General features: G+C 68.0%; 31 protein-coding genes and 1 riboswitch. Of the genes, 15 read left to right on the top strand and 16 right to left on the bottom strand.

All coding sequences use genetic code 11. The features are described 5' to 3' along the window. Positions 1-29 precede the first annotated feature (29 nt). Complete coding sequence (locus ASD66_RS13090) at positions 30-242, top strand: hypothetical protein (protein WP_156388657.1); 213 nt, start codon at positions 30-32, stop codon at positions 240-242. Positions 243-250: 8 nt separating this feature from the next. Here ASD66_RS13090 and ASD66_RS13085 read toward each other — a convergent pair whose 3' ends face one another. Together ASD66_RS13085 and ASD66_RS13080 are read right to left on the bottom strand one after the other, a co-directional pair. Next, positions 251-1,021 carry a thioesterase family protein gene (locus ASD66_RS13085; RefSeq protein ID WP_056891160.1) on the bottom strand — a complete coding sequence of 257 codons (771 nt, stop codon included), beginning with the start codon at positions 1,019-1,021 and terminating at the stop codon, positions 251-253. Positions 1,022-1,045: 24 nt separating this feature from the next. After that, positions 1,046-1,471 (bottom strand): hypothetical protein, encoded by a 426-nt coding sequence (locus ASD66_RS13080; RefSeq protein WP_056891159.1) that lies wholly within the window; start codon positions 1,469-1,471, stop codon positions 1,046-1,048. 84 nt (positions 1,472-1,555) lie between these two features. On the opposite strand from ASD66_RS13080, the gene ASD66_RS13075 reads away from it, so the two are divergent. From ASD66_RS13075 to ASD66_RS13050, 6 genes are all read left to right on the top strand, one after another. Beyond that, positions 1,556-1,999 carry a hypothetical protein gene (locus ASD66_RS13075; protein ID WP_056891158.1) on the top strand — a complete coding sequence of 148 codons (444 nt, stop codon included), beginning with the start codon at positions 1,556-1,558 and terminating at the stop codon, positions 1,997-1,999. Positions 2,000-2,106: 107 nt separating this feature from the next. Then, complete coding sequence (locus tag ASD66_RS13070) at positions 2,107-3,642, top strand: M1 family metallopeptidase (RefSeq protein WP_056891157.1); 1,536 nt, start codon at positions 2,107-2,109, stop codon at positions 3,640-3,642. Between the two features lie 154 nt (positions 3,643-3,796). Continuing rightward, entirely contained in the window at positions 3,797-4,309 is a 513-nt protein-coding gene (locus ASD66_RS13065; protein WP_414858575.1) for a sigma-70 family RNA polymerase sigma factor, read from the top strand. Next, positions 4,302-4,961 carry an anti-sigma factor family protein gene (locus ASD66_RS13060; protein WP_056891156.1) on the top strand — a complete coding sequence of 220 codons (660 nt, stop codon included), beginning with the start codon at positions 4,302-4,304 and terminating at the stop codon, positions 4,959-4,961. The genes ASD66_RS13065 and ASD66_RS13060 overlap by 8 nt, the downstream gene beginning before the upstream one ends. A 15-nt stretch (positions 4,962-4,976) precedes the next feature. After that, entirely contained in the window at positions 4,977-5,489 is a 513-nt protein-coding gene (locus ASD66_RS13055) for a hypothetical protein (protein ID WP_056891155.1), read from the top strand. A 50-nt stretch (positions 5,490-5,539) separates the two neighbouring features. Continuing rightward, positions 5,540-6,181 (top strand): hypothetical protein, encoded by a 642-nt coding sequence (locus ASD66_RS13050; protein ID WP_056891154.1) that lies wholly within the window; start codon positions 5,540-5,542, stop codon positions 6,179-6,181. Between the two features lie 10 nt (positions 6,182-6,191). On the opposite strand, the gene ASD66_RS13045 is transcribed toward ASD66_RS13050, so the two are convergent. Next, entirely contained in the window at positions 6,192-6,725 is a 534-nt protein-coding gene (locus ASD66_RS13045; protein ID WP_162254272.1) for a DUF402 domain-containing protein, read from the bottom strand. 88 nt (positions 6,726-6,813) lie between these two features. Between ASD66_RS13045 and ASD66_RS13040 the strand changes: the two genes are divergently transcribed. Genes ASD66_RS13040 through ASD66_RS13030 form a run of 3 tightly spaced genes read left to right on the top strand, consistent with a single transcriptional unit; the run spans position 6,814 to position 8,580 of the window. After that, positions 6,814-7,644, top strand: coding sequence for an inositol monophosphatase family protein (locus ASD66_RS13040; protein WP_056891152.1), 831 nt, complete (start codon positions 6,814-6,816; stop codon positions 7,642-7,644). Further along, complete coding sequence (locus ASD66_RS13035) at positions 7,641-8,282, top strand: HAD family hydrolase (RefSeq protein WP_056891151.1); 642 nt, start codon at positions 7,641-7,643, stop codon at positions 8,280-8,282. The genes ASD66_RS13040 and ASD66_RS13035 overlap by 4 nt, the downstream gene beginning before the upstream one ends. A gap of 55 nt (positions 8,283-8,337) precedes the next feature. Next, complete coding sequence (locus ASD66_RS13030; protein ID WP_056891150.1) at positions 8,338-8,580, top strand: hypothetical protein; 243 nt, start codon at positions 8,338-8,340, stop codon at positions 8,578-8,580. Positions 8,581-8,972: 392 nt separating this feature from the next. Here ASD66_RS13030 and ASD66_RS24950 read toward each other — a convergent pair whose 3' ends face one another. The 9 genes from ASD66_RS24950 to ASD66_RS12990 form a co-directional block, all read right to left on the bottom strand. Beyond that, a complete protein-coding gene (locus tag ASD66_RS24950) occupies positions 8,973-9,209 on the bottom strand; it encodes a hypothetical protein (protein WP_200950023.1) in 237 nt (78 codons plus the stop codon). 76 nt (positions 9,210-9,285) lie between these two features. After that, positions 9,286-10,266: a GrpB family protein gene (locus ASD66_RS13025; protein ID WP_056891149.1), complete on the bottom strand. Its 981-nt coding sequence runs from the start codon at positions 10,264-10,266 to the stop codon at positions 9,286-9,288. Positions 10,267-10,287: 21 nt separating this feature from the next. After that, a complete protein-coding gene (locus ASD66_RS13020) occupies positions 10,288-10,794 on the bottom strand; it encodes a GNAT family N-acetyltransferase (protein WP_056891148.1) in 507 nt (168 codons plus the stop codon). A 2-nt stretch (positions 10,795-10,796) separates the two neighbouring features. Further along, positions 10,797-11,621: a phosphotransferase family protein gene (locus ASD66_RS13015; RefSeq protein WP_056678278.1), complete on the bottom strand. Its 825-nt coding sequence runs from the start codon at positions 11,619-11,621 to the stop codon at positions 10,797-10,799. A 10-nt stretch (positions 11,622-11,631) separates the two neighbouring features. After that, complete coding sequence (locus ASD66_RS13010; RefSeq protein WP_056678276.1) at positions 11,632-12,054, bottom strand: VOC family protein; 423 nt, start codon at positions 12,052-12,054, stop codon at positions 11,632-11,634. A 20-nt stretch (positions 12,055-12,074) separates the two neighbouring features. Further along, a complete protein-coding gene (locus ASD66_RS13005) occupies positions 12,075-12,461 on the bottom strand; it encodes a helix-turn-helix transcriptional regulator (RefSeq protein ID WP_235530119.1) in 387 nt (128 codons plus the stop codon). A 130-nt stretch (positions 12,462-12,591) separates the two neighbouring features. Further along, the gene (locus tag ASD66_RS13000) at positions 12,592-13,896 is read right to left on the bottom strand and encodes a lipase family protein (protein WP_082599474.1); all 1,305 of its coding nucleotides are present in this window, start codon (positions 13,894-13,896) and stop codon (positions 12,592-12,594) included. A 79-nt stretch (positions 13,897-13,975) separates the two neighbouring features. Beyond that, on the bottom strand, positions 13,976-14,332 hold the full coding sequence (locus ASD66_RS12995; RefSeq protein WP_056891147.1) for a VOC family protein: 357 nt from the start codon (positions 14,330-14,332) through the stop codon (positions 13,976-13,978). A 176-nt stretch (positions 14,333-14,508) separates the two neighbouring features. Next, a complete protein-coding gene (locus ASD66_RS12990; protein ID WP_056891146.1) occupies positions 14,509-14,976 on the bottom strand; it encodes a GNAT family N-acetyltransferase in 468 nt (155 codons plus the stop codon). A 98-nt stretch (positions 14,977-15,074) separates the two neighbouring features. Here ASD66_RS12990 and ASD66_RS12985 point away from each other — a divergent pair, with 98 nt between their 5' ends. Continuing rightward, positions 15,075-15,629 carry a pyridoxamine 5'-phosphate oxidase family protein gene (locus ASD66_RS12985; protein ID WP_056891145.1) on the top strand — a complete coding sequence of 185 codons (555 nt, stop codon included), beginning with the start codon at positions 15,075-15,077 and terminating at the stop codon, positions 15,627-15,629. A 208-nt stretch (positions 15,630-15,837) separates the two neighbouring features. Here the strand turns inward: ASD66_RS12985 and ASD66_RS12980 are convergent, their stop codons facing one another. After that, entirely contained in the window at positions 15,838-16,296 is a 459-nt protein-coding gene (locus ASD66_RS12980; protein ID WP_056891144.1) for an SRPBCC family protein, read from the bottom strand. A gap of 167 nt (positions 16,297-16,463) precedes the next feature. On the opposite strand from ASD66_RS12980, the gene ASD66_RS24945 reads away from it, so the two are divergent. Continuing rightward, positions 16,464-16,622, top strand: a complete 159-nt coding sequence (locus tag ASD66_RS24945; protein WP_200950022.1) for a hypothetical protein — start codon at positions 16,464-16,466, stop codon at positions 16,620-16,622. A 58-nt stretch (positions 16,623-16,680) separates the two neighbouring features. On the opposite strand, the gene ASD66_RS12975 is transcribed toward ASD66_RS24945, so the two are convergent. After that, entirely contained in the window at positions 16,681-17,220 is a 540-nt protein-coding gene (locus ASD66_RS12975; protein ID WP_056891143.1) for an MOSC domain-containing protein, read from the bottom strand. Positions 17,221-17,291: 71 nt separating this feature from the next. Beyond that, positions 17,292-17,355: riboswitch (guanidine-III (ykkC-III) riboswitch) on the top strand. Positions 17,356-17,366: 11 nt separating this feature from the next. On the opposite strand from ASD66_RS12975, the gene ASD66_RS12970 reads away from it, so the two are divergent. Beyond that, positions 17,367-17,681 (top strand): DMT family transporter, encoded by a 315-nt coding sequence (locus ASD66_RS12970; protein ID WP_056679416.1) that lies wholly within the window; start codon positions 17,367-17,369, stop codon positions 17,679-17,681. 10 nt (positions 17,682-17,691) lie between these two features. On the opposite strand, the gene ASD66_RS12965 is transcribed toward ASD66_RS12970, so the two are convergent. After that, positions 17,692-18,336, bottom strand: a complete 645-nt coding sequence (locus tag ASD66_RS12965; RefSeq protein ID WP_056891142.1) for a potassium channel family protein — start codon at positions 18,334-18,336, stop codon at positions 17,692-17,694. A gap of 19 nt (positions 18,337-18,355) precedes the next feature. Beyond that, positions 18,356-19,687 carry a TrkH family potassium uptake protein gene (locus ASD66_RS12960; protein ID WP_056678247.1) on the bottom strand — a complete coding sequence of 444 codons (1,332 nt, stop codon included), beginning with the start codon at positions 19,685-19,687 and terminating at the stop codon, positions 18,356-18,358. A 209-nt stretch (positions 19,688-19,896) separates the two neighbouring features. Between ASD66_RS12960 and ASD66_RS12955 the strand changes: the two genes are divergently transcribed. Beyond that, positions 19,897-20,223: an HU family DNA-binding protein gene (locus ASD66_RS12955; protein WP_162250919.1), complete on the top strand. Its 327-nt coding sequence runs from the start codon at positions 19,897-19,899 to the stop codon at positions 20,221-20,223. 105 nt (positions 20,224-20,328) lie between these two features. After that, complete coding sequence (locus tag ASD66_RS12950; protein WP_056678243.1) at positions 20,329-20,643, top strand: hypothetical protein; 315 nt, start codon at positions 20,329-20,331, stop codon at positions 20,641-20,643. The last annotated feature ends 74 nt before the right edge of the window (positions 20,644-20,717 follow it).

The raw sequence follows: 20,717 nt of genomic DNA, 5'->3' as shown, positions 1-20,717 counted from the left end.
CCTCGAGCGACCCGGAAGCGGGGATGGCGATGAGCAAGGGATTCGGCAGCGACCTCTACAGGAACATGCAGAAGGTTCGTGCCAACGGCAAGGACGGCGTCGTCTTTCCGGTGAAGGCGAACGGCAAGGACGGCATCGTGTTCGGTGACCCGCCCCTCGAGGTCTTCGGGAAGACACCGGCCGAGAAACCCAAGCGTCCCGGTGTCATCGCTCGGCTCAGGGCAGCGCTCTCCTCGCGCTGACGAACGACTCAGTTCGGCCGCACCGTCAGTGACTGGGACACCGTGCCGACGGGGCCGTGGACGTCGTGGATCACGCTGCTGGTGAGGCCGAGCCCACCCGCTCCGAACGAGACGCTGGTGTCGAAGCCGACCCACTCGCCTCGCGGCTCGGTGAAGAAGTGCGCGGTCAGGTCGACGTTGGGGAAGGCCACATGCGTCGGGTCCTCTCGCACGGTCATCCCGTTGGCGATGTCGAGCAGGCCGGTGAACCGAGCCAGTTCGCTGGTCTTCTCGTTCGCGATGAGAGGCAGGGGAGTGCGCGCCCAGAACGTGCCACGCCCCGGCGCCTCCTGGACACGACGCAGCTCGGCGGATGCAATGAAGCCGCCCGGCCACAGGCTCGACGGGTTCCATGCAGGCATGTCGTCGGGTCCGGGGATCCGGGGGAGCGGGGTGCCTTCGATCCCGCTGGTGTCGCGGGGTTCGAGCAGCCAGGCGCGCAGGATCACGCCGGCCCGCCCGGCGTACGACGCGGTGGCCTGCACGAGCTCGATCGTGCGCCCGGGGCGGATCACCTCGACCTCGACGTCCATGACGTCGACCGGCAGCGTGCCGAGGATGTCGTAGGAGAGCCGGCTGACCACCAGTCGGTCCGTACGACGTTCGGCGTGGTCGGCCTCGACGGCGTGCGCCAGCAGCCCTAGCGCCGGGGCGATGTGCTGGGTCGTGACGTCCCAGGCACCGCTGACGTGTTCGGTGGCCCGGAAGCGGGTCGCTCCGAGCCGCTCGAAGTAAGCCATGGTCGCCTCCTGTGGCGTGACGAGTCAGGGACGAGTGACGGTGAGGGTCACGTCGCCGAAGTCGCCCGACTGGACGATGACCTTCAGCTCACTGCTCTCGTAGGCCACGGGATCGACGACCGCGGACTTGCTCCGCGTCAGGCCCAGTTCTGGGAGCGCCGTGTCGTAGAAGGCCATGCCCTCGTCGGCCTCGACCCCGCCGACGTGGAAGAACACCATGTCGGCGGTGACGTTCTCGTCCTCGACGGTGCCGCCCGGCGGAATCGGCAGCGAGTGGATCGGCCAGCCCTCGGGCAACGCGTGGCCGCCACCCGAGCTTTCCGACTCGGTGGGAGAGGTCGAAGAGTCGGACGTGGAGTCGGACGTGGTGTCGTCGTCGGAGCAGGCGCCGGTGAACGCGAGCGCGGTGACGGCGGCGGCGCTGGCGAGCGCGCGCATGGTGCGGGTCATGTGTGGGTCCCTTGATGAGAAGGCCGGGCGGGCCAGCGTAGAACGAGGCGGGAACCGGTTCGTCGACGGGCACGTCCGACTGTCATGACGATCACACGGGTTCCCCCTCGCCGACTCCTTCCCCTGGTCCTGCTCGCCCTGTGCGGTTGGCTGCTTGCCGCCTGTGGGGACGAGGGCTCCGACCAGCAGGCGTCCGGTCCCGGCTCGGTCGAGCTCAAAGTGGTCTCTGAGGACTGGAGCGGGTGGAGCAAGGGGCAGGCCGATCCCAAGACCACCACGGTGGACGTCGCCGAAGGAGAGACGTTCGAGGTCGCCGTGGTGGGTGGCCCCATGACGTTCGAGGTCACCGACATCCGCGATGACGGCATCACGGTCGAGACCGACCAGGCCATGTCGACGAAGCAGGACGGCGGCGGTATCAACCTGAACTCCGACGAGAAGGAGTTCGACGTCGACGACGGAACCTCGCTCGAGCTGACCACGCTCACCATGGACGCCGGGACCACGGTGACCCTCACGATCCTGTGACGGTGAGCTCGCTCGACTTTTGCGCTCGACGGCGCAGACCGGGTCTGGTTGTGTGGGTGGGTCACGCAACCTAGAGGCCGCTACAGCGGTCCAACTCGGGAGGAAACATGTCCATCGGCCTGATGCGCCGGATCGCACTGGTGTCCGCGGGAGCACTCGCACTACCCATCGGGATTGCCGCCGCAGCACCGCCCGGAGCCGGCGACCCCGGCATCGGGGACCCGTACTACCCCCTCTACGGCAACGGCGGCTACGACGTCGCCCACTACGACATCGCGGTCTCCTACGACAAGGCCACCGACACGCTGGCCGGCACCACGACCGTCACCGCCACTGCCACCGACCGGCTCCGCAGCTTCGACCTCGACTTCGTGCTGCCCGTCTCATCCGTCCAGGTCAACGGCAAGGCGGCCGGTTTCACCGCGAAGCCGCACGAGCTCGTCGTCACCCCGCGCAGTCCGCTGCGGCCGGGCCAGACGATGAAGGTTCGAGTGGTCTACGCGGGGCAGCCTTCGAGCATCGAGATCCCCGAGTACGGCGCCTCGCCGTGGATCCAGACCAGCACCGGAGCCGCAGCCGTCGGCGAGCCCGAGATCGCGGCCTGGTGGTACCCGTCGAACGACCATCCCCGCGACAAGGCCACCTTCGACGTCACGGTGACCACGCCCGCCGACCAGGAAGCGCTGAGCAACGGCGTCCTGGTCTCCAACGAGCTCCACGGCGACACCCGTGCCTGGCACTGGCGTGAGTCCAAGCCGATGGCGACCTACCTGGCCTTCTTCGCGTCCGGCCAGTACGACATCACCCAGAGCACCTCCCCGGCAGGACTGCCCGTGGTCACCGCGGTCGCCTCCGATGGCGGCGCGGAGGGGGAGTACGCCGCAGCTGATCTTGCGCGCACCCCCGAGGTCGTCGAATGGGCGTCGCTCCAGTGGGGCGCCTACCCCTTCGACGCCATGGGTGGCGTGGCACCCGCAGCCGACTTCGGCTTCGCGCTGGAGAACCAGACGCGTCCGGTCTACACCCGGGGCTTCTGGCGTGGCGGGCCCAACATCTACGTGGTCGTGCACGAGCTCGCCCACCAGTCGTACGGCGACTCGGTGTCGGTGCACAACTGGCGCGACATCTGGCTCAACGAGGGCTTTGCGTCCTTCACGGAGTGGCTGTGGTCCGAGGACCACGGCGAGGGCACGGGTGCCGAGCTCTTCGACGAGTACTGGGACTACTACCAGGGCAACGACGCGTTCTGGACCAGGGTCATCGGTGACCCCGGTGCCGGGCACGAGTTCGCGGGTGCCGTCTATGACCGCGGTGCGATGACCCTGCAAGCCCTGCGGGTGCGGATCGGCGACGCCGCCTTCTTCGCCACCATGCGTGACTGGGCCGCCGATCACCGCTACGGGAACGCCGAGATCTCGGAGTTCATCACTCTCGCCGAGACGCACTCCGGTGAGGACCTGGCGTCGTTCTTCGACGCCTGGCTCTACCAGCCCACCAAGCCGGAGATGACACCGGAGAACGGCTTCCCGGCAGGGTTCGCCGGCTCCCAGCGCAGCGTCACGAGCGAGAAGTCGGCGCCCGCGTCGTTCACGAAGATCCAGCGCACCCACCGCCAGTTGATCGCCGCAGAGCTCGGCCGCTGACGGATCCGCGGCGCTGGTCCTGGCCCGGGTCGGGACCAGCGCTGCCGGAGTGAGCCGTCGGAGTCAGCGCCGTTCGACTGAACCTTTCGCGAACCGTCGTCGTGTTCTCGGGTGTGGGACATGCTGGAGTTGACCGGACGGTCGCGGAGGCACGGTGGTGACGCAAGAGGCAGACCTGATGCGGGCCCTGCACGACGAGCACGCTCCCGCGCTGTGGGCCTACGCCCTGGCCTTGACCAACGGCGACCGCGGCCGGGCCGAGGACGTCGTGCAGGAGACGTTGCTGCGCGCCTGGCGTCACCCAGAGGTCCTGGCGCGCTCCAGCGGCTCCGCGCGAGGGTGGCTGTTGACGGTGGCGCGGCGCATCACGATCGATGAGTGGCGCAGCAGCGTGCGGCACCCCGAGGTGGTCACCGACTCACCTCCGGAGCCGCCGTCGCACGACGAGACCGACGCCGCCCTCCAGGCCTGGCTCGTCGCCGACGGGCTCCAGCGGTTGTCGAGTGCCCATCGCGACGTGATCGTGGAGTGCTACTACCGCGGCCACACGACGGCCGAGGCAGCGCGTCGTCTCGGGGTGCCCGACGGGACCGTGAAGTCGCGTCTCCACTATGCGCTGACCTCGCTGCGCCTGGTGCTCCAGGAGATGGGAGTCGAGGATGACTGACGACTACTCGACGTACGACGCGGCGTACCTCCTCGGCGCATTGAGCCCCGAGGAGCGCCGCGACTTCGAAACGCACCTGCGTGGCTGCGCCGACTGCTCCGCGAGTGTCACTCGTCTCAGCGGGTTGCCGGGGCTCCTGGCCAAGGCGCCGCAGCCCGACCTGGTCGACGCCCCGGGTCCGGTGCCCGAGAGCCTGCTGCCCGCACTGCTTGCCGAGGTGGCCCGCCGTCGCGCGCGCAGGCGACGCGTCGTGCTTGTCGCGGCGGCAGCAGCAGCTGTGGTCATCGCCATCGCGGCTGGCGCCTTCATCGGCCTCCGGCCGCCCCCGCCGGCCGCCGACCCGAGCGCGATCGAGATGACTGCTGTCGCGGCCGGAAGCCCGGTTCAGGCCGAGGCCGTCCTTGACGCCAAGGCCTGGGGCACTCATATTCGCCTGCACTGCTGGTACGACGACACGTCCAGCTATCGTCCGGGCACCTACCGACTGGTCGTCACCGACAACGACGGCACCGTCCAGCAGCTGGCGACCTGGGCGGTCGTACCGGGGGAGACGACGACCGTTGACGGGTCGACCTCCCTGGACCTCGACGAGATCGCCACGGTCGAGGTGCGCAACCGCACGGACAAGGCCGTGCTCACCCTGTCGCCCTGACCCACTGGAGATCCCATGAAAATCAACAAGCTGATCCTGGTCGTGCTCGTCGTACCCGGCCTGGCCACGACCCTTGTGGCCTGTGGCAACGATGGAGGTTCCGACGACGACACCGCCGGCTCCGACACGGACACCGGACCGCTCTCGGTCCGCAGCATCGGCAGTGCCGGCGACGTGTACGTCGACGCAGATGGCCGCGCGGTCTACGTCGCCGAGGAGGAGAAGTCGGGCAAGGTGCTGTGCACCGGCTCCTGCCTCGACGTCTGGAAGCCGGTGATCGCGTCCGGCTCGGCCACGACCGGTGACTTCGGCACCCTGACCCGGCCCGACACTGACGAGAAGCAGGTCACCTTCGAGGGCGCCCCGGTCTACACCTTCACGATGGAAGGATCCGGCGAGGTCACCGGCAACGACGTGACCGACGAGTTCGACGGCGTGAGCTTCACCTGGCACGTCGTGGACGCCGGGGGAGCGGCCCCGTCGGACACCTCGTCCAGTCCTGACACGGGAAACGGCTACGACTACTAGGAGCTCGCGGCGGCAAGGAACGCCTCGGCCGAACATGCGAGGATCCGGCAATGCCCCTCAATGTCGCCGTTGTCGCCGAAGCGCTCGCCGACTCTCGACCCGAACGGCGGGTGCTCGTGGCGATCGACGGTGTCGACGGGAGTGGGAAGACCACCTTCGCCCAGTCGCTGGCAGACCAGCTGCGGGTGCTCGCACGAAGCGTCCTGGTGATCCATGTCGATGACTTCCTCCACACGAGCTCCGTGCGTCACAGGCAGGGCCGGAACTCACCCGAGGGCTACTTCCACGACAGCTACGACTACGGGTCCCTGACCCGGCACGTGCTCGAGCCCCTCGGCCCGGGCGGAGACGGCTGGTTCCGCGCCGGCGTGGTCGACCGTGCTCGAGACGTCGTTGTGCCTCACCCGCGGCAGTACGCCGGCCACGGGACCATCGTCCTCGTCGAGGGACTGTTCCTCCTTCGGGATGAACTCTTCGGCCGGTGGGACCACTCCATCTTTCTCGACGTCGAGACAGAGATTTCCCTTGCCCGCAAGGGGAAACGCGATGGCCTGGAGCTTGACTCGGCCGATCCACTGACGCGACGCTACGTCGAGGGTCAGCGTCTCTATCTCGACTCCTGCCGACCACGGCAGCGAGCAACCTGGGTCATCGACAACGGCGGATCGGGCGACGCGACCCGCACGACCTGAGGGCTCACCTTCAAGGGGTCCAGTCGTCCCAGTCCCGCCACCAGTGGTCACCGTCGCGCAGGGCGTCCTCGACTCCAGCCGCGGCACACAAGACGTCGATCACCGTCTGCTCCGTGATGCGACCTTCGGTGCGTTGGTGATGGAGGTCGGTGACGTCCTTCCACTCCCGGGTTCCGTCCGCCCGGATGATCAGGTCGAGTCCGTGGTCGTCGGTGTCGATGCCCGTCGAGCTCCTGATGACCGGAGCCTCGAAGTTGACGTACCAGTGCCGGAATGTGCCGTCGTGGGCGAAGACCTTCCAGGCGCTGTAGAGGTCGCCGGCGCGGTAGAGCTGCAAGACGATCGTCTCGCCCCAATCCGTGCGCCCAGACCAGGGATGCGGCCCGTGTGGATGGTCCGGGAAGTGGAATGCGGAGCCGGGGTCCACCCGAATCGCCAGGACGTCGCCGTCGTCGTGTACGACGACGGCAGGCTGCGCGAACCAGAGCTGTCCGTGGAGGACCACGCGCCGTTGAAGGGTCGTCCCCGGTTCGAATCGCGTCATCTCGCACGATGCTAGGCCGGTTGCGACGGGGTCTGTGTAGTTTGGCGCGTGTGAACAGCTACGTCGAGCAGTTCCCGCTGCGGGACCCATGACACAGGCAACGGGCGCCGAGCTGTCGGATGTGGAGGTCGCGATCTCAGCTGCCGAGGCCGGTGCGGCCAAGGTTCGAGAGGCGTACGGCGGGGTGGTGATCCGTCATGCCAAGTCGGGCAACGACTTCGCCACGGACACCGATCTTGCTGCCGAGCGCGTGATCCGCGAGGTTCTCGCCGTACGGCGACCCGGCGACGGCTTCCTGGGGGAGGAGACCGGTGAATCACAAGGCGCAGCCAGCCGCCGCTGGCTGGTGGACCCACTCTGCGGCACCTTGAACTTCGCGGCGCAGACACCACTCGTGGCCGTGAACGTCGCGTTGATCGGCGAGAGGGGCACTCTGGCAGCTGCCTCGACTGATCCGATCGCGGGGGAGACCTTCTGGAGCGACAGTGTGGCCGCGTGGGTCCGCAAGGACGGCGTCGACGAGAGGGCGCTGCCGTCGGTGGCCTCCAGGCTCGTCGACGTCAACTGCGATGGCCCGCTCGACCGCTCCTTCGTGGGGCCTCAGCTGCTTGCCGATCCGGAGTTCAGAGCCGCGTTCGGACCGCGGGTCGTCTCCTCGACGCTGGCGGTCGCCTGGGTCGCGGCCGGTAGGAGAGCGGGTTACGTCAGCGACGGCGGATTCGTGGACAACGTGCACTTCGCGGCCGGGATCGAGCTGTGCCGGGCAGCCGGCTGCGTGGTGACCGACCTGGCCGGTGGTTCGCTCGGCGAAGGCAGAGGCCTGCTCGTCGCGGCGGACGATTCGACCCACCGGCAGTTGCTCAGCATCGTGCGGCCACATCTTGTTGCTCTCACTGCTGGGAAGGGATCACGAAGGTGAAGAAGTACATCCTCTTCGATCATGACGGCGTTCTTGTGGACACCGAGTTCTGGTACTACAAGGCCGGTGAACGTGCCCTTGCGGACATCGGTTTCACCCTCGACCAGGAGGAATACCTGCGGGGGATGGGCAACGCGATCGGCACGTGGGCCCAGGCCAGGGCGGCAGGAATCGATGAGCAGACCCTCGACCGGCAACGGGAGGTTCGCGATCACTACTACCAGGAACACCTGCAAACCGAAGCCATCGAGATAGAGGGCGTCGTCGACGCCCTTGCTGAACTCTCGAAATACGTGCGCATGGGCATCGTGACGACTGCCAAGCGTGTGGACTTCGAGATCATCCACGAGAAGCGTCACATCCGACAGTTCATGGACTTCGTCCTGGTTCGCGAGGACTACAACCTCGCAAAGCCGCATCCAGAGCCGTATGTCACCGGCTTGCGGCGCTTCGGAGCCGGAAAGGAAGAAGCGCTGGTCGTCGAAGATTCGTCGCGAGGGCTGAACTCAGCCGTGGCGGCCGGTATCGACTGCGCCATCGTTCACAACGACTTCACCAAGTCACAGGACTTCTCCCGGGCCACTCATCGAATCGGTTCCCTGAGTGAATTGACGGGCATCGTCCTCGACTCGAGATGAGCCGGGGGAGCAGGTGTCATCATCGACACGGACCGGCACGCGTCCGTGGCTCCTGGTGGGCACCTGCGCCGCGGTCGACGCGGTGGTGGTCGGCTCCGGCATCGAACCGCGTGATCTGACCCTCTCAGAGGTGAATGACACGTCTGTCTATCACTTTGATGGACTTCGACCCATCACGTTTCCCGAGACCTTCAATGAAGCGCGCGCCGAAGCCCTGGCACCCGTCGGCGGCGAACCGCCCGATCATGACGACGTGTGGTGGCCCGCGCATCCGGACCAGGCATCGTTTCTGGAGTGACCTTGCACAGGCGGCTCGAGCGGTCCAGCGCATCGATCTCCCGAGGTAATCACCTGCAGTAATTGACATAATGTACGTTATCGGCGGTTAGGCACGAGCTCTTCCGGCAGGTCTGAAACGCCTTCTCGGTGCTCGTCCGACGCAAGGACCCGGACGGTTGCGTCAACTTCATGGAGGCACACGACTGCCTCCAGTCTCAACTGAAGTTGGCTCACCACACGTCGGGGCTGCCTGAAAACGTCAGATCGGGTGAGAGAGCACAACCTCGCAGAAGACGGCATTTTCCGTCGCTGAGCCAATCGGGTGCTCGTCGGTGAGCCTCGACCGACTTTTCGCGCCACCATGCGCACAATAGGCGGCTCGACGACTCCCTCGCCCATCGCAGGGACCGATCATCGGACGAGAGGCTGGACTTCATGCGGGCACTGCTCCTGAGCGGCGGACTGGCGATGGTCTGCTCGCTGCTGGGCACCTGGCTCGCCATCGGATGGTTCACCCGGCGCGGGTTCGGCCAACCGATCAGGGTCGACGGGCCAACGACGCAATCCGGCGAGTACGCCGTCCACGTGGGCCTCGTAGTGGTGTGCCTCGCGGTTGTCGGTGACGATGACGTTCTCGGCCCTGGCCATGGCGAACTCCTTCTGTGGGCATGTGCGCTCGAGAGACACGCTAGGTCACTCCACGAGCCGCTCCCCCGTGTGGCCCTCAACGAACTGCGCGGTCCACGGCCTCGACGATGTTCTCGGGCGTGCTGTTGAAGGCGATGGCGGCGTGCGGGGCGTGGCGACGTACGAGATTGACGATCTCCTCGAAGACCTCGAGCAAGTCCGCTTGCTTGCGGATGCCGCCCCCGACGAGGACGCAGTCCCACGGACGCGACTGCAGCGCCGTGGCCACCACTGCGGGGATGTCGTCACTGCCGTCCAGTCCGACCAGGCAGTTCGTCGCATCGTAGCCACGCTCGGCGAAGGTCACGGTCGCAGCCTCGATGGCGGTCGCCACTGGTTCGGAATCCCACGGCCCGAGGACGCGATACGGGTCCAGGCCGATCACCAGCACGGTCGGCGGTCGCGGGTGCGGATCATGATCGTGCGAAGGGTCGCCGGCGAAGACCTTCTCGTAGAGGTCGTAGATGAACGCCCCCTTCGCGTTGTTGTAGCGCATCACGTCGGTGAATCCTCTGGCCGCCACCTCACGCTTCACCGCGGCGTAGTCGTCGCGATCCTCTGCGTGGGTGCGCAGCCAGTCACGGAACAGCCTGTGTCGTCGAGGCTCGCGCGCACCCGGCGAGAAGATGTGGAGCGTGACCGCCGGCTCCTCGCCGCGAAGGCAACGATGCTCCTCCCACTCGGGCTCTCGCACACGCAGCGTGAAACCCGCGGCCTCGAGGTCGGGCAACCACGCGGCCTCGTCGGCGGAGTCGGCAACCGTCAGGTCGACGTCGATCATCGGCTTGGCCCACAGACCGGGCACGGAGGTCGAACCCACGTGCTCGATCGAGAGCACCCGCTCCCCCAGCGCGGCAACGATCTGACCACGTGCGACGTCGTACGCCGCGGGCCACGACGGATCCGGCGCGACGACCTCGACGGACTGCGGTGTCCAGGCGCCGATGGAGACCCGTGCGGCTTCGATCTCTTCCATCGACGGAGTCTCGAAGGGGTTCCAGAGCGGGTGCGTGGCCATGCACCCCAGCCTATGCATGTGTCAGAGCGTGGTGGCGTAGATCCGCGTCGGTACGCCGAGCGCGCTGGGGCCCTGACTCTCGAGCGCCAGCCCGATCTTCCCGGCAACTCGCTGTGAGGCGAGGTTGTCCCGGTGGATGATTGCGATCAGGCGAGTGATCCCCCGGATGCGTGCGAAGTCGCGGCTGGCCAGTGCGGCCTCCGTCGCGAGCCCGCGGCCCTGGTGCTCGGGCATGAGGTGATAGCCGACCTCGAGGTGCTCGGCACCGTCGATCCACTGCCAGGACAGGCCGCACTGCCCGACGAAGGTGCCGTTCGCGTCGTGCAGCACCCACAGTCCGAAGCCGTCCCTGGCGTAGCCCTGCTGGTTCCACTCGATCCATTCGGCGGCCTCCGCGCGAGAGCGTGTCCGGGGGAAGAACGCCATGACCTCGGCCGAGGCCATCAGGGCGGCCAGGTCGTCGAGGTCCTCGGGACCCATGCGCCCGAACGTGAGCCTTGCCGTGGGTTCTGGCAGCAGGACCGACATCGTCAGACCGGATCCGCAAGCAACGAGAGCAGGTGGGACGCCTGCACCTCCGTGGTGCCCGGCGGGTTGCGGTGGAACCCGCCGTTGCCGGGTAGCAGCATGGCCAGCCAGAACGTCGCCCACAGGGGACGGTAGGCGTGGAACCGCTCCCGCTCCCCCGCCGACAACCCGACCGCCTCGACCAGCGCGTCGGCGTCGAAGACCCCGGCGAGTCGGCCGGCGATGTGCTCCACGTGGTCGGCGAGTTCGTACGCCGGGTCGCTGAGGCCACCGTCCTCGAAGTCGATCAGCCGACACGTGTGGCCGTCCCACATGACGTTGGCCGGGTTCAGGTCGGCAATGCCGAGAGAGCCGAGGTGCGGCGCGGGCAGTGACTCCGCGGCCAACCACTCCGTCGCAGCATCGACCGCCAGCTGCACCAGGTCGGGCTCCTGGCACTTGGCCAGGTCGTAGGTCTCGCCCAGCCATTCGGTCATCGTGGCTACCTGGGAAGACGGACCGTAGAAGCGCTCGCCGATGCCGGCTGCTTCCACGGCCGAGCTCGGGACGTCGTACATCCGACGCAGCGCTCGACCGAGTGACGCGGTCTGCTCCGCAGTGAGCGGTCGGCCCCCCAGCGGCTCCCCCGCAAGCCGCTCCATGACCACCACCGGGGCGCCATCGGAACCGGTCTCGCGACGCAACGGACGTGGGGCCACACCGGGCGCGTGCTCTGCCAGCACGCTCAGGCAGCCCCACTCGCGGTCTGCCTCACCGCGGTCCCAGCGGACGAACCGCTTTCGCACCTCGGTCGGAGTGAACTCGAGGTCGTGGGTCTGCGTCTGCACGTTCGCGACCCTACCGAGGCAGCTCCCCCTGATCGTTGATCCGCACGTGGTTGCCGGCCGGGTCGCGGAACGCGCAGTCGCGGACGCCGTACGGCTGGTCGATCGGCTCCTGGATCACCTCGGCGCCGGTCGCCTGCACCCGGTCGAAGACGCCGTCGAGGTCGGGCGTGGTCAGGACGATGGTGGCGTAGGTGCCCTTGGCCATCATCTCGTTGATCATGCGCGTCTCGTCCTCCGTGACGCCAGGGTCGACGCCGAGAGGAGTCAGCACGATGTTGGTGTCGGGCTGGTCGGGCGAGCCGATGGTCACCCAGCGCATCGTGCCCTCGCCGACGTCCATGCGGACCTCGAAGCCGAGTGCGTCGCGGTAGAACGCGATCGACGCGTCCGGGTCGGTGTGCGGAAGGAAGCTGGCGTGGATGGTGAGGTTCATGGCGCTCACGCTAGCGGCGCTCAGGACGTGGGCGCTTCTTCATTCCTGATTGATCGCTCGCGCACCGGCCGGGTGACCTGTTTCTCCACACAGGAAGGGATGCCGGTGGTCGGATGGGCTTCCGGGGCGCGCTGCCGATAGACACTCGGGGGCACACCGACCAGCTCGGTGAAACGGGTGCTGAACGTGCCGAGCGACGAGCAACCCACCTCGAAGCAGACCTCCGTGACGCTCAGGTCGCCGCGGCGCAGCAACGCCATCGCACGCTCGATGCGTCGCGTCATCAGGTAGGAGTACGGCGACTCGCCGTACGCCTGCTTGAACTGGCGGCTCAGGTGGCCGGACGACATGTGCACCCCACGGGCGAGTGCCTCGACGTCGAGCGGCTGGGCGTACTCACGGTCCATCCGGTCGCGGACCCGGCGCAGCAGGGCGAGGTCACGCAGCCGATCGTCGTTGGCCGGTGTGCTGGTCACACCCACGATCGTGCCACGGGCACGGAGACCCGGCCAGCCGACACGATTCAGCCGACACGATTCAGCCGGCGCGGCCGACGGTGGCCCTGGCTGCCGACGCCAGCATGCGCGCGTAGCCGATCCACGCACGCGGCGACAGGGCCACGGAGAAGGTGGTGTCGCTGCCGGTGGGCACCTCGGCGCCCTCGAAGCGATCCTCCAGCCAGCCCAGCATCGTCGGCATCGCCAGCACCATCAGGCTGATGTGCTCACTGAGCCGGTCACTGAGGTAGCGAACGTCGGCGCCGCCGTCGACGTACTTGGCCACCTGGGCGTCGACCTCGGCCTTGTCGATGACCTGGTCGTGCACGGCCTGCACCACCAGAAGCGGGCAGGCCGGGACGTTCTTGCCGAGGCGCAGGTCGTCGAAGAGCGCGAGCACCTCGGGCAGGGCCAGCACGTCGGCCAGCGGAGCATCCAGATAGTCGTCGAAGTCGTCGAACGCGTAGCGCAGCACGGCACTGACCGTGGTCATCTCGCCGAGGGCGTCGAGGCGCCTCTGGCCGCCGGCGCTGGCGTGCTGCCGAATCACCCGGGCCAACCCCGGATAGACATGGCGCAGCCCCGAGACGACCAGCGCAGGCAGCCCTGCGTTGAGGCCCGTGTTGAGCTTGATGAAGGCCTCCCCCGGGTCACCGACCGGCGACCCGAGCACGGCGCCGACCACCCGCAGCTCCGGTGCGTACGACGGCGCCAGCTCGGCCGCCCACGCAGAGGCCATCCCGCCGCCCGAGTAGCCGAAGATGCCGACGGGTGTGTCGTGGGCGAGCCCGAGCGGCTCGAAGCGGAGCACGGCGCGGATGCCGTCGAGCACCCGGTGGCCGGGCTCCCGCGGCGCCGCGAAGTGCCCGCCGCGGCCCTCGTGGTCCGAGAGCGACACGACGAAGCCGCGGTCGAGCAGTCCGGAGATCAACAGCAGCTCGAACTGCGGCAGGGCACCCCAGGACCGTGCGCCCTGGCGCAGGGCATAGGACGGGAAGCACTTGTCGGAGATGGCGTCGATCGCGCACTGGTAGGCGATCACCCGCTGCGGCCGGGTCGGGTCGTAGCCGCGCGGCACGAGAACCGTGGTCACGGCGACCTCGGCCTTCCCGTCGAGATCGTTGCTGCGGTGCGCGAGCTGCCAGGCGGTGAGCCCTCGTTGCGGCACCAGCCCGAGGAATCCCAGGCGCACCCGCCGACTGCGGATCACGGTGCCGTCGGCGAGGGTGCCGAGGTTCGGCGGCGCGTCGTGGAACGGGTCGTCCCGTGGGCGCAGCGGTCGTCCGGGGGCCACGGTGTCGTCCTCGGGCGACACGTCGTCCGCATGGGCGATGCTCTCGGCCACGCCACTCTCCTTTGCCTGCCACCGCGGGGAGACCCGGTGGATCAGACCAAGGTTACCGAACCGTAGGTTTCACCGCTGCTCAACTCAGGCAGAGACAGAACGGGTGGCCGGCCGGATCGAGCATGACCCGGAACGTGGTGCCGGGTTGGTGCTCGTGACGGGTGGCGCCTAGCTCGACCATGGCATCCTCGGCCACGTCGAGGTCGGCGACGACGACGTCCAGGTGCATCTGTTGCGGGACCTCCTGGGTCGGCCACGTCGGCGCCCGGTAGTCGTCGACCTGCTGGAACGAGATGCAGTTGCCGTTGTCGGCGCGGATGTCGAACCAGCCGTCCTGCTCCTTCACCTCCCACTCGAGGATCGCGGCGTAGAACGAGGCCAGGACGGCGGCGTCGGGGCAGTCGAGGACGAAGGACGGGAACTGTGCGATGGGCATGCCCGACACGCTACGGACGGTTGCGGACGTTCCCCGTCCTCTTCCGCGACGCGGCTAGCCTGCTCCGATGACCCACGACGCCCTGCAGCCCGGATGCTTCCCCTGCGAGCTGCAGGGCGCGGTGTCCCGGCCACCGCGGGAGGACCTGCTGCACACGCAGCACTGGCGGATGGGGATCAGCGGCGCACCATGCGCCGTTCGGGTCCCTCGTCGCAGTCCTGGACCTGCCCGTCGAACCGGAAGCCCTGCCGTTCATAGAACGTGATCGCCCGGGTGTTGCCGTCGAGCACCCAGAGGTACGCCGGCCGTTCGCCGACGGATGCCTCGAGCAGCCGATGCCCCACACCGGTGCCGTAGACGCGGGCCCGCACGTAGAGCGCCATCAGCTCCAGCAGGTCGCTGTCGTCGCGACCCGGTCCACAGCTGGCGAACCCGACCAGGCCCTGCTCGTCCTCGGCCACCCACGTCGGCGAGTTCTCGAGCCTGGTCTCCCAACGCGCGATCCGCTTCGACGACGGCTCGGCTCGCCGCGCGTCGAGGACCGACTGCGGGACCAGGCCGGCGTACCCGTCGTCCCAGACGTCGAGGTGCAGCTCCGCCAGTGCGGGTGCGTCCGCAGGAACGGCCGTTCTGATCGAGTCCATCCACGGGATCCTGCCATGGTGAGCCCGCGCAGCCGAAAGGATTTGCGGAGCCGCAGGGTCGGCGTGAAGATGGCCGGACGAGCCGACCTGGAGGATCAATGGCCAAGCAGTTCCCGGAGCTGACCGACCGACTGAGCGACTTCATCGCCGAGCAGTCCATGTACTTCGTGGCCACCGCCGCCCGCGACGGCCGGGTCAACGTCTCGCCGAAGGGCCTCGACTCCTTGCGGGTCCTCTCCCCCACGCGCGTCGTGTGGCTCAACGGCACCGGCAGCGGGAACGAGACCGCGGCCCACCTGCTCGACACCCCGCGGATGACGATCATGTTCTGCTCGTTCGTGCGCGAGCCGCTGATCCTGCGGTTGTACGGCGACGCCAGGGCCGTGCACCCCGACGACGCGGACTGGGACGACCTCCAGTCGCTCTTCCCGCCGATGCTCGGCGCCCGCAACATCTTCGTCCTCGACATCGACCTGGTGCAGACCTCGTGCGGCTACGGCGTGCCGCTGATGGAGCTCCAGGGACAACGCGACCTGATGGACAACTGGGCCCGCAAGAAGGGCGACGACGGCATCGACGTCTACCAGCAGCAGAAGAACCTGCTCAGCATCGACGGCTTCCCGACCGGCCTTCCCGAGCACGCTCGATCCTGAGCCGCGAGCAGGGCGTGGCCGCACTCGGCGCCTGAACCTGCGGCTGACGATCGAGCACAGGCGGACCATCGAACATGCAGTTCATGCCGAACCGGCGAGCCGTGAGCGTCAAACAGCATCCGGAACAGCGAACTGCATGTTGAATGGTCCGTTCGCCCTGCAATTCCCGGTGGCCGAGGCTCGCGCCCTCCCCGCTCGACGGACCGCGTCAGCTCCCGACCTCGACGACCGCCTTGATGCGTTCGAGCGTCTGCCGCATGCCCCGCAGGTTGGTGCGCCCGCGCAACGGGCCGAGTACGAGTCCGTAGAGGCGCAACGCGGGATGGGTCCCGAGCTCGTAGGACTCGGTGACGTCGGTGCCGCCGTCGCGTTCCCGCAACTGGTAGCGCCAGGTGTTGGCCCGCTGCCCGGCGGCGTACACCGCGAAGCCGAAGTCACTCCCCGGCTCGCAGGTGATGACCTTGCAGTTCGTCCAGTAGACCGGCCCGACGCCGTTGCGCTTCACGTGGCCACGGAAGTGGGCGCCGGCCTCGGGGCCGGTGGCACCGTCGGTCCACTCGGCCTCGAACGTCTCCGGACTGAACTCGCCGATCCTCGTGACGTCGCTGACCAGGCCCCAGACCTTCTCGGGTGCTGCCTTCATGTGCACCGTGACTGCTCCTCGCATGGTCGAACCCTGCCATGTGGGGGTCACCCGATCGGGTAGTTCTCCCCCTTCGAACGGCCCATTCAGTGGGAATTCGATGAATCTTGTCGGTGGTCGGGGTCAAAGTGGGTATCAGCAGGCAAACCGGACACACCTTGACCTACGACACCGCAGGAAGGAGCACCATCATGTGGGACACCGTGGACAACCACTCGGCACACCTCTCGCACGACCTGCCGTGCCCCGGCTGCGGCCACGCAGTCCACACCTACCTGTCGTGCTCAGACAGCTGTGCGTGTGTTCCGCAGCCGCTGCCCGGCACGGTCGGCGCCTACTCCGCCGCCTGAGGCAACCGCGCCCGTACGACGAGCCGGCGGCAGCCGCTCCGCACGGACTAACCGGTGATCAGACCCGGGTCAACGGAAGGTGCGGTTGCGGAGGCAGCGTGACCTCGATCGGGTCACCCGGGCCGACGTCTCCCCCGCGCGCGACCACGCCCATGACACCGGCGCGCCGTTCGACCGCGCCGTCCTCGCTGGTGCGCACGACCTGCTTGAGCAGACCGTCGCGGAAGGTGTTGATCTGCTGGCACGGGTTGCGCAGCCCGGTGACGATGACCACCGCGCCGCCCACCTCGAGCCGGGTGCCGACGGGCAACGACAGCAGGTCGAGTCCGGTGGTGGTGACGTTCTCGCCCAGCTGCCCCGGTGCGACGTCGAAGCCGGACGCCGACAGCTCGTCGAGCAGTTCCGCATGGATCAGGTGAACCTGCCGCAGGTTGGGTTGCGAAGGGTCGACCGCCACCCGGGACCGGTGCTGCACGGTGACACCGCAGTGCGCGTCACCCTCCACGCCCTGGCCTTCGATCAGCCTGATCCGGTCGGTCGGGTCCTTGCTGAAGGCGTGCGTGTCACTGAGGTGGACGGCGGCGACGGTGGCGGGCACGTGCCCAGTCTCGCATCGCCCTTCGTGCACCGCTCGAGTTGCCCCCGCGCAGCACCTTTGAGACGATCAGCGAAGAGCCCGACGTGGCTCCCGGACGAGGTGTGCCGTACCCGGTGTGCGACAAGACGGCGCCTGAGGAGAACGTCATGTCCTGGCTCGTGCTCATTGTCTCCGGTGTCCTCGAAGCGGTCTGGGCGACCGCGCTCGACAAGTCCGAGGGCTTCACCCGTCCCGTGCCCACGGCCACGTTCGTGGTGGCGCTCGTGCTCAGCATGGGGGGCCTGGCCTGGGCGATGCGTGAGCTGCCGGTCGGCACGTCGTACGCCGTGTGGGTAGGCATCGGCGCCACGCTGACCGTGGCGTGGGCGATGGCCACCGGCGCCGAACCGGTGTCGCTGGCCAAGGTGCTGCTGGTCGCCGGCCTGATCGGCTGCGTGGTCGGGCTGAAGTACGTGCACTGACCCGGCACCCTCAGCGCAGCGTGCAGAACTTCTCCACCTTGGCGGTGGGACCCGACACGATCAACTGGTCGTGTCGGGCCACCCTCGTCTCCGGGCGGGCATACGTGAAGTCCTCGCCCAGGCGCTTCACACCGACGATGGTCACGCCGTGACGGGTCCGCGGGGACGACTCGGCCAGGGTCTTGTCCCACGTCTCCGGCGGGGCAGGGGCGCGGGCGATGGAGAAGTCGTCGTCGAACTCGATGTAGTCCATCATTCCGCCGGTGAGCATGTGGGCCACCCGCTCCCCCATCGAGAACTCGGGATAGACCACGTGGTGTGCCCCGACGCGCTGCAGGATCTTGCCGTGCTTGCGGGTGATCGCCTTGGCCCAGATGTCCGGGACGCCGGCCTCGGCGAGAGCCAGCACGGTGAGCACACTGGCCTCGATGTCGGTGCCGATGGCGACCACCGCGCGGTCGAACTCACTGACCCCGAGCTGGCGCAGGGCCTGTTCGTCGGTGCTGTCGGCCTGGACGACGTGGGTGAGCTCGTCCGACCACCGCTGCACGAGGTCGTCACGTTCGTCGACGGCGAGCACCTCGCGACCCAACCGGACCAACGAGGTCGCGACAGCGGTGCCGAAACGTCCCAGGCCGATCACGATGATCGACATGGGCTCTTCCTTCTTGAACTTAGCCAACGACGGGTCTCTCCTCGGGCAGTTGGTAGTGGCGGTGTCCGCGTCTGAAGGCCAGTGCGGAGGCGACGGTGATCGTGCCGACGCGGCCGACGTACATGAGCACCATCAGGGTCACCTCCGCGACGGGCGGGAGGTCGGGCGTGATGCCGGTGGACAGGCCGACCGTGGCGAAGGCAGAGATCGACTCGAAGAGCACGACGTCGAGCGCGTAGTCCGTCGCCATCAGGATCACCATGGTCCCCGTGGCGATCGCCGCGATGGCGAGCAGCACGACGGTGAGGGCCTGGCGGATGGTGGAGTGACTGACGCTGCGGTGGGCGACGGTGGTGTCCCGCTCGCCGCGGATCTCGGCGAAGATCGCGAACGCGAGGAGGAAGAACGTGGTGACCTTGATGCCACCCGCCGTGCCGGCCGAGCCCCCGCCGATGAACATCAGCAGGTAGTTGACCGCCATCGTCTCGGGCGTGATGGCCCCGTAGTCGACGCTGTTGAAGCCGGCCGTGCGGGGCACGACACCGCCGGTGACGCCGCCGACGACCTTGCCCCACGGTGACAGCCCGCCCAGGGTGCCTTGGTTGGTCCACTCGAGGGCGAGGAAGGCCAGGGTCCCGACCACGAGGAGGAACACGGATCCGTAGACGGTCAGCCGGGTGTGCACCGTCCACATGCGCGGTCGTCGCCACTTGCGCCGGAGCTCGAAGAGCACCGGGAAACCGAGGCCGCCGACGATGATCGCGACGCAGATCGGGAAAGCGATCCACGCATCGGAGACGAAGCCGATCAGGTTGTCGCTGTAGAGCGCGAAGCCGGCGTTGTTGAACGCGGAGACCGAGTGGAACAGGCCGTGCCACAGGGCCGTGCCCCATGTGTCGTCGTAGTTGGCCCGGAAACGGCCGGCCAGGATGAGCGCGAACACGGCCTCGAAGGACAGCATCGTGATCGCCACCCGGCGTACGACGTGGCGCACCTCCCCGATGTTCATCGTGTGCGTCTCCGCCTGCGCGATCAACGAGGAGCTGAGCCGCAGGCGGCCACTGACCAGCAGGCCGAGCAGGGTGGCCAGGGTCATGATGCCGAAGCCGCCGACCTGGATCAGGCTCAGCACCACGACCTGCCCGAACGGCGACCAGTAGGTCGCGGTGTCGACAGTGGTGAGCCCGGTGACGCAGACCGCGGAGACACTGGTGAAGGCAGCGGTCAGCACGGGAGGGCGGTTCGGACCGGGCGTCGCCGCCGGCAGGGAGAGCAGCAGCGTGCCGACCACGATGGCCATCAGGAACGCCAGAGGAACGATGCGCGTCGGGTGCATCAGCGTGCGCTTCATCGAACCTCCCGGAATCGGGAACACCCTAGGGCATGGACATCCGGTGACGGCACTCCCGCGCGGTCGGCTCCGGCGACCAGGTCAGGCCCGGCTTTCCGCGGTCGATGGCCCCGAAACCCCCAGTTCTTGGGGGTTTCGGGGTGTCCTGCGCCGATTTCTTGGGGCCCTGTCGTTAGTTTCGGGGTGTACGGACATCCCCAAGACCCGAAATGGTGGAGAAATTGAACAAGCGTGAACTGGTGGACGCGATCGTCGAGCAGACCGGCTGGACCCGCAAGGAGGCCGAACAGGGCCTCAATGCAGTCGTGAACACCATCAGCGACGCCGTTGCCGAGGGCGACCGCGTGCAGATCCCGGGCTTCGGCTCCTTCGAGAAGCGTGAGCGCGCGGCCCGCGAGGCCCGCAACCCGCAGACCGGCGAGACCATCAAGATCAAGAAGACCAACGTGCCCGCCTTCAAGGCCGGCACCGGCTTCAAGACCTACGTGGCCGCGTCGAAGAAGGACCAGGCTGCGATCCGCAAGGCTCGCGGCTGACGCCAACCGCTCAGACACGAACCCCGCCCCGTCACCTGACCGGGCGGGGTTCGTCGCGTCGGGACCCCTGCGTATCTGGAGTGCACCGCCGGACTCCTCACGCACATGACCTTCGCCCTCAAGCACGACCGACCGGTCTCGCTGGCCCGCCAGGAGATCAGCATCGTCTGCACTGCGCACCGCATGGTGCGGGTGGCTGTCACCGCTGACGCACGGGGTGCCGACCCGGCGCGGTCGATCGCTCCGCTGGTGCGCGGCTGGTGTCACGGACGGCTGCCCCTGCTCCGGCGTACGTCGCACCACAGTGAAGAGCTGCTGTGGCTGTTGGCCCGCACCCTCGATGAGATCGCGGACCAGGTTCCCCGGCCTCACGCGGCAGCCGCCTTGCGTGCAGCAGCCGCGGAGATCGCCCGCAGCTGATCTCAAGCGCACGATGGTTGAGGAAGGTGCGCCAGCGCCTGTCTCGAAACCACTCGCCGCAGCCAGGAAGGTGT

This window comes from Nocardioides sp. Root151 (assembly GCF_001427925.1).
GTDB lineage: Bacteria > Actinomycetota > Actinomycetes > Propionibacteriales > Nocardioidaceae > Nocardioides.
This window is presented reverse-complemented; position numbering and strand designations above follow the sequence as displayed.